Source organism: Candidatus Sulfidibacterium hydrothermale (assembly GCF_020149915.1).
Classification (GTDB): Bacteria; Bacteroidota; Bacteroidia; order Bacteroidales; family F082; genus Sulfidibacterium; species Sulfidibacterium hydrothermale.
The window spans coordinates 3,007,838-3,020,114 of the sequence record NZ_CP083760.1 but is presented as its reverse complement, the minus strand read 5'-3'; the positions used below and the strand labels follow the sequence as shown (position 1 = coordinate 3,020,114).

The following is a 12,277-nucleotide window of genomic DNA, read 5'->3' as shown; positions in this document are numbered from 1 at the left end:
TAAAAAAATAAATTGAATGGATTTTGAATTAACAGAAACACAGCAAATGATCCGTCAAACGGTACGGGAATTTGCTGAAAGAGAAGTGAAACCCAGGGCAAAAGAACTGGATGCCAAAGGTGAATTTTCGTATGAGTTGACCAAAATGATGGGTGAACTGGGCCTTTTTGGTATGAACCTTCCCGAAAAGTACGGCGGTCAGGGACTTGATACCCTGTCGTATATTATTGCTGTGGAAGAGCTGGCGCGGGTAGACGGATCGCAAGCCGCTACGCTTGCCGCGCATAACTCTCTTGGAATAAGTCCGATATATGAGTTTGGAACCGAAGAGCAGAAGATGAAATACCTGCCGCAACTGTGTACCGGCGAAGGGCTTTGGAGTTTCGGACTTACCGAACCGGGCGCCGGTTCCGATTCAAGAGGTTCTAAAACCACCGCTGTACTCGACGGTGACGAGTGGGTTATCAACGGCTCTAAGATTTTTATTACCAACGGAGCCTCTGATATTTCAAAAGGTTGTACCGTGCAGGCCGTGTCCGGCGAAAAAGACGGAAAGAAAATTTTTACCACCATCATTGTTGAAGCCGGAACTCCCGGTTTTCGCCGGGTTCCCATGCATAACAAAATGATGTGGCGTGCTTCGGATACTTCTGAACTTTATTTTGATGACGTTCGTGTTCCGAAAGAAAATCTTTTGGGAAAAGTGGGCGAAGGTTCTCATATCATGTTGCATACACTCGACGGCGGAAGGCTTTCCATCGGCGCTATGGGACTGGGACTGGCCCAGGGCGCTTTCGAAATGGCCCTGAATTATGCCAAAGAGCGAAAACAGTTCGGAAAGCCGTTGACGAAGTTCCAGATTAATGCTTTTAAACTGGCCGATATGGCCATGAAAATCGAACTGGCCCGCAACCTGCTTTACAAAGCCTGCTGGCTGAAAGACAATGGCAAACCGTATACGAAAGAAGCAGCCATGTCGAAATTGTATTGTTCCGAAATTGCCAAACAGGTGGCGGATGAAGCCGTTCAGATTCACGGTGGTTACGGGCTGATGAAAGACTATGATATCGAACGTTTTTATCGCGATCAGCGTCTGTTGCAGATTGGTGAGGGAACTTCCGAGATCCAACGGCTGGTGATTTCGCGTCAAATAGGATGTTAATAAGATTTTTAACCTAAATAATTGCCCTATGAATAAAGTGGTAAAAAATGCTACCGAAGCGGTTCGCGATATTCAGGATAACATGACCCTGATGCTTGGTGGTTTCGGTCTGTGCGGAATTCCCGAAAACCTGATCCGGGCGTTGCACGATAAGGGCGTTACCGGACTAACCTGTATTTCCAATAATGCCGGTGTGGATGATTTCGGCCTGGGTGTTTTGCTCGAACGCCATCAGATAAAAAAAATGATTTCTTCGTATGTGGGCGAGAATGCCGAATTTGAGCGTCAGTTACTCTCGGGCGAACTGGAAGTGGAACTCAATCCGCAGGGAACGCTGGCTGAACGCTGCCGGGCAGGCGGTGCCGGAATTCCGGCGTTTTATGTTCCGGCAGGCTACGGTACCGAAGTGGCCGAAGGAAAAGAAGTGCGGGAGTTTAACGGTAAGATGTACCTGCTCGAAACGGCGCTGACTGCCGACTTTGCTTTGGTAAAAGCCTGGAAAGGCGATACGGCCGGAAATCTTGTTTACCGGCATACGGCCAACAACTTTAACAACATGATGGCCATGGCCGGAAAAATTACCATTGCCGAAGTGGAAGAACTGGTGCCGGCCGGCGAACTGGACCCGAATTGCATTCATACTCCCGGAATATTTGTCCAGCGCATCTTCCAGGGAGAAAATTATGAAAAACGCATTGAGTTTGCAACGACACGAGATTAAAATATAATGTTTCACGCAGAGAACGCAAAAGTGTAAAATCGCAGAGAACGCAAAAATGCATGAGAATGATATTTCATATCAATGTATTGGAACTGCAATAGAAGTGCACAAGAGTATTGGCCCGGGATTATTGGAATCCGCTTATGAAAATGCATTGGCATATGATCTTAGGATAAAGGGTTATGATGTGCAACAGCAAGTGGCCATGCCGTTTGTTTATAAAGAGGTTAAGTTAGATGTAGGATATAGGATTGATATTTTGGTTAATAAAAAGGTTATCATTGAAGTAAAATCTGTTGAAACCCTGGCGCCTGTCCATTATGCCCAGTTATTAACCTATCTTAGATTGTCTGGTGTGAAATTAGGTTTGCTTATCAATTTTAATGCAAAAACGTTGAAAGATAATATTCACAGAATCGTAAATAACCTGTAATCTTTTTGCGCTTTTAGCGTAGTCTTTGGCGGGCTTTGCGTGAAATAAAATATAGTTGAATTATTTTTGAATAAAGAAGAACCATAAAAACTAAATAACATGAGTTTAGATAAAAACGGTATTGCCAAACGCATAGCACAAGAGCTGAAAGATGGTTACTATGTTAATCTCGGTATCGGAATTCCGACACTGGTGGCCAATTTTATTCCGGAAGGAGTGGAAGTGGTTTTACAATCGGAAAACGGGTTGCTTGGTATCGGTCCTTTCCCAACAAAGGATGAGCTGGATGCCGATCTGATTAATGCCGGAAAGCAAACGGTAACTTATGTAAAAGGAGCTGCCTTTTTCGATTCGGCTACCAGTTTTGCCATGATTCGCGGAGGGCATATTGATCTGACTGTGCTTGGTGCTTTTCAGGTAAATAAAAACGGCGACATTGCCAGCTGGAAAATTCCCGGAAAAATGGTAAAAGGCATGGGCGGCGCCATGGATTTGGTGGCATCGGCTAAAAATATCATTGTGGCTATGACGCATACCGATCGGAAAGGAAACCCTAAATTATTGAATGAATGTACTTTGCCGTTAACCGGAGTGAATTGTGTAAAACGAATTGTAACGGATCTTGCTGTGGTAGATGTTACGCCGCAAGGCTTTAAACTGATAGAAAGAGCTCCCGGTGTCAGCGTGGAAGAAATTGTTGAAAAAACGGAAGCCCCGCTGTTGGTTGAAGGAGAAGTACCGGAAATGAGTATTTAGATACGAAGCAGCAGGAAGAGGGAAGACAAAAAGTCGGAAGTCAGAAGTTGGAAGCTGTTGATGCCTGAATAGTATGGGCTATTTTACTATAAAATGAGGAAAACGGATTTAATTTGTTTCACTATAAAAACTTGTTGCTATGGATAGTTTTAACACACTCAGTACTTTCGAAGTAGTTATTGTTCTTCTTTCTGTTTTTTTTCTGGCTTTAGTCCAGATTATTGCTACTTGGCGTGTTTATGAAAAAGCCGGACAACCCGGCTGGACGTCAATCATCCCCATTTTAAATCTTTACTTTTTGTTAAAAATTGTGGGAAAACCCGGATGGTGGCTCATCTGGATGTTTGTTCCTTTTGCCAACCTGGTGGTGGCTATTTGGGTTACCAATCTGCTTTCCAAAAGTTTTGGGAAGGGGGTAGCCTTTACGCTTGGTTTGCTTCTCCTTCCCGTTATTTTTTATGCGATTCTCGGGTTTGGAGATGCCGAATACATTGGTCCGGCAGGGAAACCGAAAGTTACCGAAGTTAACGTATAATCGGCTTATTTTTCGGGAGCTACCAGTTTAAACCCGATACCATGGACATTGATGAGTTCTACTTTCGGATCTTCTTTTAAGAATTTCCGGAGCTTGGTGATATATACGTCCATTGATCGTGCATTAAAGTAGCTGTCATCTTGCCAAATTTTGTTCAGGGCTACCGTCCGGTCCAGTACTTCATTCAGGTTTTCACACAAAAGCCGTAACAGTTCTGTTTCTTTTGATGTGAGTTTGTTTTCGGTTTTGCCGATTTTCAAAACCTGGTGGTCGTAGTCAAAAGTATATCTTCCGAACTTATAAATAGAGTTGGTGTGTTTTTTGCTCCCTTGTTCTGTTCGGCGTAAAATCGCCTGGATGCGAAGCAACAGTTCTTCCATGCTGAAAGGTTTGGTAAGATAGTCATCGGCACCCAGCTCAAATCCCTGGATCTTGTCTTCTTCCATGGTCTTGGCTGTGAGGAATAACAGCGGAATTTTTTTATCAATCTTCCTGATTTCCTTGGCCAGGGTAAAGCCGTCCATTACAGGCATCATCACATCCAAAATGGCAAAGTCAAATTCACCTTTTTTAAAAGCCTCAAGAGCCAGTTTTCCATTTTCGCAAAGGGTGGCTTCAAATCCTTTGGCCTGCAAATAGGATTTCAAAATGGTGCCGAGGTTTTTGTCGTCTTCGGCCAACAGGATATTAACTTTCTTTTTCATGATTTTCTGTCTTTTCGTTGGGTAAATATATATGAAATACGGAACCTTTTTTCAATTCCGAGTCAACGGTTATTTTTCCTTTGTGTTGTTCAACAATGGCTTTGACATAACTGAGTCCTAGTCCGAATCCTTTGAAATTGTGTACATTCCCTGTGTGAACACGATACAGCTTGTCAAAAATTTTACTCTGATTGGCTTTGCTGATACCGATTCCGTTATCGGCAATATCTACCAGAATGCCGTCTTTCAGGTTTCGTGTGCTGATCTTGATGACCGGAGCATTCAGATTATATTTGATGGCGTTGTCCAGCAGATTAACAAAAACATTGGTCATGTGAACCCGGTCGGCATAAATGGCACTGTTTTCCGCATTCATTTCCAGAGAGATGCTGCCGCCTTTGCTTTCGGCGTTAATCTTTTTAGCATTAACGGCATTTTGCAGGATTTCATGAAGATCAACGGTTTCTTTGTGTAATTTCAGCCGGCCACTTTCAATAGAAGCCGAACGTAAAATATGCTCAGCCATGGTACGCAACCGTTTATTTTCCTCGTCGATGACACTGATATAATTGTTGTACAACTCATCCGATTTTTTAACATCTCTGTCACGCAAAGCTTCACATACCAACGATATGGTAGAGATTGGTGTTTTAAACTCGTGGGTCATGTTATTAATAAGGTCATTTTTCATTTCCGACAGTTTCTTTTGCCGGTTAATTACCACCAGGCTGAAAGATAATGCCCCGATGATAATAAAAAACAACCCCATGGAAACAACGAGTAGTTTATAGAGTTTTTTAATGATAAAAAAGTGTTCTTCAGGAAAATAAATGAGCAATTTAAGAGGGACTTGCATGTCGCTGTTGATGGGCGTTAAATCGTACACGTAGCTTTTTGTGAGGAGTTCGGTAGGGTATTTTCCTGTTTTTTGCAGGATCATGGCGTTGGAAACCGGTTTGTAAATACCGAATTCAAAACGTGTTTTAATATTTTTTTCTCTTAATGCACTCTGTATCAGTGAGTCGATAAGGCTTTTGTGTTGGGTAAAGAAACGGATGTCATCCGGTTGCTTGAAACCGGAAAAAAGTTGGTGGTATTGGTTATTTAAAAGAAGCCTTTTCTCCAGTATTCGGTTAATGTCAGCCGGACTGGTTAACGAAAGCGATTGGTGGATTAAATCACGGTTGAGCGAGTCAAAAAGAGCAAAAGCGTTCAGGTTCTTTTTATAAAATTCTTTTGTTTTCAGGTAATATTCCTGATAACGAAGTTTGTCGATGGTAAAAACCACCCGTTGCATGGCAATATTTACGTCACGGTTAAAAACAGCTTGCCTCACCTGCATGGCATTTTTGATCCAGTAAACCTGAATCGTCATTAACCCGATGCTGGCCAGGGAAACCAAAACAATGATAATGATTGTTAACCGTTTATTCATGCAGCAAAATTAAACCATTCCATTTGATTGAAACAGAACCTTTAACAAATATTAACAACATTTTTTTATTTTTCTTCTTGACAAAAAAGAAAATCGTTGTATATTTGCCACGAACAATAGCAAGGGTAAATTTTCATAATTTTTGCTTTGTTTAAAGGGTTTTCATAATTGTTGGTTTTTGAGAGGTAAGCGTCCTGCTTACCTCTCTTTTTTTTATCTTAGCCCTCTTGTTTTTACGCTATGATTAAACCGGAAACCATACAAAAGATATTTGATGCGGCGCGTATTGAAGAGGTCGTGGGTGATTTTGTTACTTTAAAAAAAAGAGGGGTAAATTACATTGGATTATGTCCTTTTCATAATGAGAAAACGCCCTCGTTTACCGTGTCGCCGGCCAAAGGGATTTTTAAATGTTTTGGTTGTGGCAAAGCCGGAAATGCCGTGAAATTCGTGATGGAGCACGAGCATTATTCGTATCCGGAAGCCTTGAAATATCTTGCCCGAAAATATGGCATTGACGTAGAAGAAACCGAGCTTTCCGATGAAGAAAAGCAGCAAATGGATGAACGGGAAGCCCTGTTTGCCCTTAATACCTTTATGTCTGATTATTTTCAGGAACAGCTTTTTCAGAGCGAAGAAGGGAAGGCGGTCGGACTTACCTACTTTAAAGAACGTGGTTTTCTGGAAGCAACGATTAAAAAATTTCAACTGGGCTATGCGCATGATGCCTGGGAAAAATATTCGAAATATGCCCTGGAACACGGGTATTCAAAAGATGTACTGGTAAAAACGGGCTTATCTATTGACAAAGGAAACCGGTTGATGGATCGCTTTCGCGGAAGGGTTATGTTTCCTATTCATAACCTGACCGGAAAAGTGATTGGTTTTGGCGGACGTATTCTCTCCTCTGAAAAATCAACGGCAAAATATGTCAATTCCCCCGAATCTGAGATTTATAATAAAAGTAAAAGCCTGTACGGAATCTTTTTTGCCCGTAATGCCATTGTAAAACAGGATAATTGTTATCTTGTTGAAGGATACACGGATGTGATTTCGCTGCATCAGGCCGGAATTGAAAACGTGGTCGCTTCCTCCGGAACATCACTCACCGAAGAACAAATTAAGCTGATTAAACGGTTTACGCCCAACATTACTATTTTGTATGATGGGGATGCAGCCGGTATTAAAGCCTCTTTCCGCGGTATTGATTTGATTTTGTATCAGGGAATGAATGTGAAAATTGTTCTTTTCCCGGATGGCGAAGATCCCGATTCATACGCCCGGAGTCATACCAGCTCGGAGCTGGAAAATTTTATCCGGACTTCTGCGGTCGATTTTATCAAATTCAAGACCCGGCTTTTGCTGGACGAAACATTGGGCGATCCGGTGGCCAAAGTGACATTGATAAAAGATATTGTGCAAACCATTGCCCACATTCCTGAAGCCATTCAGCGAACGGTTTATATTCAGGAATGCAGTGCCATGATGGATATTCCCGAGCAAACGCTGATGAACGAACTGAATAAATTGCTCAGGGAAAAGTACCGGAAAAAATTGCGGAAAACAACCCCGGAACAACAACTGGAGCCGGAGTCTGCAATTGATGTGATGAAACAACCGGCCGGAAGGCAAAATCAGATTGATCCGCTGGATATTTCCGAACATGAAAAACAGATTATGCGGCTTCTTTTGCTTTATGGAAACCGCAAAATCCAGCCTCCCGATGTGGAAACGGAAAAAATTATTGATGAGTTTGGAAAAGAAGTGGTTGTAGTTCAGGAAGAGTATGTGGCAAAATATGTTTTGACCAACCTGGAAAATGATGGGATTACTTTCGAAAACAAGCTCTACAACCAGATGGCCGATGAGATAAAAAAGATGCTGGAAACCGGAAAAGTACCGGACGAACAGTATTTTACCCAACATATGGATGATAAAATTGCCGATGAAGCAATTTCGTTGATTGCCACGCCTTACGAATTGAGCAGTAGCTGGAAAAAGAATAAAATTTATGTAAAAAGCGAAGAAGATGACTTATCAAAAACAGTGGTGAGTACATTAAACCAATTCCGTATCAAAGTGATTAGCCGGTATTTAAGAGAGATTACGGAAAAAATGAAAACGACTTCTGACGAAGCGGAGATTTTTATTCTTCAACAGCAGTTTTTTGAGCTGAAAAAGGTAGCCAAAGAAATTGATAACGAGCTACATCGTATTTTTGATTATTGATTTCCCAATAATACAGATGGAACTGTTGTGGTAAGGTAAAAACAGAAAAAAGCCGGTTTGGAAACAAACCGGCTTTTTTTGCGCCCCCACCAGGACTTCCCGCCCGAACGACGTTCAGTCGGGCGGGGAACCTGGGACGCTTTGATGCTTTTGGAAAGATCGTATTATCCGGCAGGGTATGCAAAAAAAAAAATCCGGCTCTGTATGAACCGGATTGAAGCGCCCCCACCAGGACTTGAACCTAGGACCCTCTGATTAACAGTCAGATGCTCTAACCAACTGAGCTATGGAGGCGTATTTTCTCTCAAATGTGGGCGCAAAGATAGAGAATAATTTTTATATGCAAGGATTTTTTTAAAAAATTTTTTCGCCGTAAATACCGGGCCAGTTCTTGGCTTCATTTGATAAATTGTTTAAAAAAATTTGTTCGGTAATGCGGAAGATAAACCGTTTTCTTCTACTTTTATCAATTCGACCAGAAAACTATGTGGATCGTGCGAAACCAAAAGACAAAATACTTAAAAACAACTTTTTTTTTCGGTGTAATTCTGTGTTATTTGCTTTATCCTGTTTCCGGTTGGGGACAAACCCTTGAAGACGTAAAAATAACAGTTACTTTTTCTGCAGCACCGGCCACGGTAAGTACCTCTTTCCCATATTTAAAATACAACAAAGATTTTGCATTGGTTTTGCAGGCCGATGATGCCACAACGGATGTGTACGACAGCGTCTATCCGTTTTTTTCCGGAAAAAACGGAAATCCGGGGTTGTTCTTTACGGACGGTACCGGAAATGACGTTCCTTTTTCACTGGATGTCAATTATTTCTCTTTAAAATCGGGAGTGGATGTTCACTCGGATGATACGGCCAATTATTTGAGCTGGAAAAAAATTGATGAGCTCTGGAAAAATGGTTATAGCATTGACAGCCGGGGATTGGTGGATCCTCCTTATGGTTCCGATCAGGATTATCAGGTTCAGCGGAATATAAGTTTTGCTGTAAAAATGACGGCTCCGTATACCAATGGCGGCATTACTACCGACACGTATGTTTTACCTTCCGACGGGCAGGGACAAATGCTCCCGGCCCGCGATGTGGGTTATATCGCTTTTTTCAGTAACCCCTCTTTTGACTTGACAAACAACCCGATTGATTTAACCTCGGTAAAGCCGCTTTTTTCCCCGCCTCGTCTTTTTCTGACCAATCGCCTGGATAATAGTTTGTACAGTAAAGTACAACTGATGGATCTCCAAAGCATAAACGGGCATCATTATATGGGAGTTTATGATTTTCGCCAGTTTGGTGTTTCTCCGGATATCTCTTTTTCAGAGTTTAAAAAAGAGATGGAAGAAATCGCATCCACATACGGAAAAAACGGAAAAGATAATATTTGGGTAGCCGGTGATCAGGAAGTGTTTGAATATCTGTTGCTTTGTGAAAAGACCACGATTTCAGCCACCACACTGGGAAACGAAACACAAATCGGCTTTGTAGGAGATCAAATTCCGACCAACATGCATTGGTATACGCTTACTTTACTTGTTGTGGGCGACCAGCCGGTTTCCAGTGTGGATGTCCAGGGCGCTGTTTCATCCACCCATGCTATTCACGGAGATACGGCCATTATTAATTTTTCGTGGGACGGACGAATTATTGAGCCGGAGGGCGAAAGAGCGGAAAAATATATTCAAATAGCCAAAAACGATACCAGTGCCACCAATTGTCTCATCGCTTCGGATTATGTGGATGCCATTCAAAATCCGGATACCCTGCAAAAATATCATGATGAGCTCTGCGCATTGAATACTTCTTCTTTGGAAAATTATTGTAGTTATCATTTTACCGTTTCTCCTGATACCATTTGCCTGGGTGATACGGCGACTTTGCAGGCGCCTGACGGAATGAAACATTATCTTTGGAATACGGGGGATACGGTGCAAACCATTAAAATAGCTCCTAAAGAAAATACCCAGTACTGGGTGGAAATTACTACCCCGGACGACCAAACCGGTCGCGATACAACACAGGTAATTGTTTATCCCGTTCCGGTGTTTCAACATTCTTCCGATTCGGTGGTCATACAGCCGGGTACCGATACTTTGCTTTGGGCCTCGGGCGGCTATCCCGAATATTTATGGAGTACCGGAGCAACCGATACTTCCATTCGTGTTCAACCCGTTCGCAATACAACCTATTGGGTAAAAGTAACCAATTCGTATGGCTGTAGTACAACCCAGGATTTTATGGTGCTTCCGGATTATGGATATGTAATTGATTTTAAATATGACACGGTTTGCCTGGGCGATTCCACCCTGTTGATTAACGAAAGTTCCAGTGAAAAAGATACTTTGCTGCAAACCGCCTGGGATTTGAATATGGACGGAGAATATGACGATGCTTTCGGAGATACGGTGCTTTATGCTTTTCCAAAAGCACAACTCTGGCTGGTGGGAATGCGGCTTACCTTTAAATCGGGAAATATCATTACCAAAGTACATCAGGTTCCGGTGGGGGAAGTGCCGCAGGTAGATTTTTCTTATTCCGGGCAATGTTCCTCGGAAGGAAATACCCTGTTTATTGACAGTACAAAAGTGGATTTCGGCGATATTGTTACCCGCTATTGGGATTACGGTGACGGCCTTTCTGAGTATCGTCCGAATATGTATGCTTATCACCAATATTATCCGGGCAATTATACCGCAAAGCTGGTAGTAACCACCTCGTATGGTTGTGTAGATTCGCTTTCTAAGCCGATCAGCATTTACGGATCGCCAGATATTGTCATTTTACGTGAAGACGGTACACAGGTGTATTACAATGATACAGTTTCTTTTGCCCAGGGCGACAGCGCTTATTTAACGGTTAAAGATCCGGAAGACTATGATTCTATTGTGTGGCCGCCTCATGTTTTGTCCCCCGACTATTATGTAAAAGAAGAGGGTGAATATACCGTGAAAGCGTATGTGAATATTTGTCCCGGTACTTCGGTATTTTATGCGGTTTATACCAATTCAGGCGGCGGAGATGTCCCTGTAACGTCGGCTCCGGCCATGCCTTTTTTTACGCCCAATGGCGATGGTTATAATGATGTCTGGAAAGTGGACAATACCAAAGTGATTCCTCCTTTTAGTTTGCGTGTTTATAACCGGGCAGGAAGTCTGGTCTATTCGTCTGAGAACTATAACAACGACTGGAAAGGTGATTTTAACGGAAATCCATTGCCGAAAGGAACCTATTATTATGTCATTGTGGATCATAACGGAAAAGAATATAGGGGAACCATAAGCATTATTCGCTGATGAAGATAAGGATAACATATCTGTTTTTATTATTGCTGGTTTTCAGCGGAACACTTAGTGCCCAGCAGTTTCCGTTAACAACACAATATTTATATAATCCGTATGCTTTAAATCCGGCAATGGCCGGGTATTTTAACTATTCTGAGATTCATTTGGACTATCGCCGTGAGTGGACTCAGATTGATGATGGCCCAAAAACGGTACGGTTGAACGGTTTCGGAAACATTTATAAGCAAAAAATGTGGCTTGGCGGCGAAATGTATATGGATAAAACCGGTGTTTTTTCTTTGTTTAAGGCCAGCGTCAGTTATTCTTACATTTTGCAGACCGGTGATAATCAGCGGCTCTTTTTTGGCGTGTGGGCCAATTATTTTCAAAATTCCATCAGCCTTTCGGATATGACCGAAATCAACCCGGCCGATCCGCTTTTGCAGGGGAGGAGTTCGATAAGCGGAAGCACTTTTAATGCCGGGTTTGGTATTGACTACAACTGGCAGGGACTGAATGTGGGCTTTGCCATGCCGAATGCAATGGCGGACAACTCATACGATGTAACCAATCCGGGTAGCCCGGATTTTAAGATGCAACGCGAATTTCTTTTTCATGCTTCCTATCTTTTTTATTTGGTTGATAATTGGCAACTGCAGGGTTTTGCGGTTTACCGGAAGACGAAAAATATGCCGGGGAATTTTGAAATGTCTGCCATGGCGGTTTATATGAAACAGGCATGGGCCGGATTGCTTTATCGCAATACAGGCGCTTTGGCTGTAAATATTGGAGGGTATGTCGGGTATGGTTTTGCCCTCAATTATTCATTTGAATTTGGAACCGGTGGCATCAATAAAGGAAGCGGAACAACGCATGAAATTACGCTTTCCTACCGTTTTGGTCAACAGAATAGAAAATATTTTGAAAATAAAAACGGTGAATATAGCCGTTCTTACCGCCGCCAGTCTATTTATAAACCAACCCCTCAAATAATCGATTATCGTTGAGTTTGTTC

The 12,277-nt window shown here is 42.3% G+C and carries 10 protein-coding genes and 1 tRNA gene; 8 read left to right on the top strand and 3 right to left on the bottom strand.

Going from position 1 to position 12,277, the window contains the following annotated elements; all coding sequences use genetic code 11:
* Positions 1-16 precede the first annotated feature (16 nt).
* The 5 genes from LA303_RS12400 to LA303_RS12380 all read left to right on the top strand — a co-directional run bounded on the left by LA303_RS12400 (position 17) and on the right by LA303_RS12380 (position 3,607).
* The gene (locus tag LA303_RS12400) at positions 17-1,162 is read left to right on the top strand and encodes an acyl-CoA dehydrogenase family protein (RefSeq protein ID WP_240525696.1); all 1,146 of its coding nucleotides are present in this window, start codon (positions 17-19) and stop codon (positions 1,160-1,162) included.
* Positions 1,163-1,190: 28 nt separating this feature from the next.
* Complete coding sequence (locus tag LA303_RS12395; RefSeq protein ID WP_240525695.1) at positions 1,191-1,883, top strand: CoA transferase subunit A; 693 nt, start codon at positions 1,191-1,193, stop codon at positions 1,881-1,883.
* Between the two features lie 55 nt (positions 1,884-1,938).
* Positions 1,939-2,316: a GxxExxY protein gene (locus LA303_RS12390; protein WP_240525694.1), complete on the top strand. Its 378-nt coding sequence runs from the start codon at positions 1,939-1,941 to the stop codon at positions 2,314-2,316.
* Positions 2,317-2,415: 99 nt separating this feature from the next.
* Positions 2,416-3,072 (top strand): CoA transferase subunit B, encoded by a 657-nt coding sequence (locus LA303_RS12385; protein WP_240525693.1) that lies wholly within the window; start codon positions 2,416-2,418, stop codon positions 3,070-3,072.
* Between the two features lie 139 nt (positions 3,073-3,211).
* On the top strand, positions 3,212-3,607 hold the full coding sequence (locus tag LA303_RS12380) for a DUF5684 domain-containing protein (protein ID WP_240525692.1): 396 nt from the start codon (positions 3,212-3,214) through the stop codon (positions 3,605-3,607).
* 5 nt (positions 3,608-3,612) lie between these two features.
* Here LA303_RS12380 and LA303_RS12375 read toward each other — a convergent pair whose 3' ends face one another.
* Entirely contained in the window at positions 3,613-4,311 is a 699-nt protein-coding gene (locus LA303_RS12375; RefSeq protein ID WP_240525691.1) for a response regulator transcription factor, read from the bottom strand.
* Positions 4,295-5,746: a sensor histidine kinase gene (locus LA303_RS12370; protein WP_240525690.1), complete on the bottom strand. Its 1,452-nt coding sequence runs from the start codon at positions 5,744-5,746 to the stop codon at positions 4,295-4,297. The genes LA303_RS12375 and LA303_RS12370 overlap by 17 nt, the downstream gene beginning before the upstream one ends.
* A gap of 240 nt (positions 5,747-5,986) precedes the next feature.
* Here LA303_RS12370 and dnaG point away from each other — a divergent pair, with 240 nt between their 5' ends.
* Positions 5,987-7,975, top strand: coding sequence for a DNA primase (dnaG, locus tag LA303_RS12365; RefSeq protein WP_240525689.1), 1,989 nt, complete (start codon positions 5,987-5,989; stop codon positions 7,973-7,975).
* A gap of 220 nt (positions 7,976-8,195) precedes the next feature.
* Here the strand turns inward: dnaG and LA303_RS12360 are convergent.
* Positions 8,196-8,269, bottom strand: a tRNA-Asn gene (locus tag LA303_RS12360).
* A gap of 263 nt (positions 8,270-8,532) precedes the next feature.
* Between LA303_RS12360 and LA303_RS12355 the strand changes: the two genes are divergently transcribed.
* Together LA303_RS12355 and LA303_RS12350 are read left to right on the top strand one after the other, a co-directional pair.
* Entirely contained in the window at positions 8,533-11,274 is a 2,742-nt protein-coding gene (locus tag LA303_RS12355) for a T9SS type B sorting domain-containing protein (RefSeq protein WP_240525688.1), read from the top strand.
* Positions 11,274-12,269 (top strand): PorP/SprF family type IX secretion system membrane protein, encoded by a 996-nt coding sequence (locus LA303_RS12350; protein ID WP_240525687.1) that lies wholly within the window; start codon positions 11,274-11,276, stop codon positions 12,267-12,269. Before LA303_RS12355 ends, LA303_RS12350 begins: the two co-directional genes overlap by 1 nt.
* The last annotated feature ends 8 nt before the right edge of the window (positions 12,270-12,277 follow it).

What these genes read in the sequence shown, in the direction of transcription:
- LA303_RS12385 (WP_240525693.1), top strand. Translation starts at nt 2,416, where the DNA reads ATGAGTTTAGATAAAAACGGTATTGCCAAACGCATAGCACAAGAGCTG.
- LA303_RS12370 (WP_240525690.1), bottom strand. Translation starts at nt 5,746, where the DNA reads ATGAATAAACGGTTAACAATCATTATCATTGTTTTGGTTTCCCTGGCC.
- LA303_RS12375 (WP_240525691.1), bottom strand. Translation starts at nt 4,311, where the DNA reads ATGAAAAAGAAAGTTAATATCCTGTTGGCCGAAGACGACAAAAACCTC.
- LA303_RS12400 (WP_240525696.1), top strand. Translation starts at nt 17, where the DNA reads ATGGATTTTGAATTAACAGAAACACAGCAAATGATCCGTCAAACGGTA.
- LA303_RS12380 (WP_240525692.1), top strand. Translation starts at nt 3,212, where the DNA reads ATGGATAGTTTTAACACACTCAGTACTTTCGAAGTAGTTATTGTTCTT.
- LA303_RS12395 (WP_240525695.1), top strand. Translation starts at nt 1,191, where the DNA reads ATGAATAAAGTGGTAAAAAATGCTACCGAAGCGGTTCGCGATATTCAG.
- LA303_RS12390 (WP_240525694.1), top strand. Translation starts at nt 1,939, where the DNA reads ATGCATGAGAATGATATTTCATATCAATGTATTGGAACTGCAATAGAA.
- dnaG (WP_240525689.1), top strand. Translation starts at nt 5,987, where the DNA reads ATGATTAAACCGGAAACCATACAAAAGATATTTGATGCGGCGCGTATT.
- LA303_RS12350 (WP_240525687.1), top strand. Translation starts at nt 11,274, where the DNA reads ATGAAGATAAGGATAACATATCTGTTTTTATTATTGCTGGTTTTCAGC.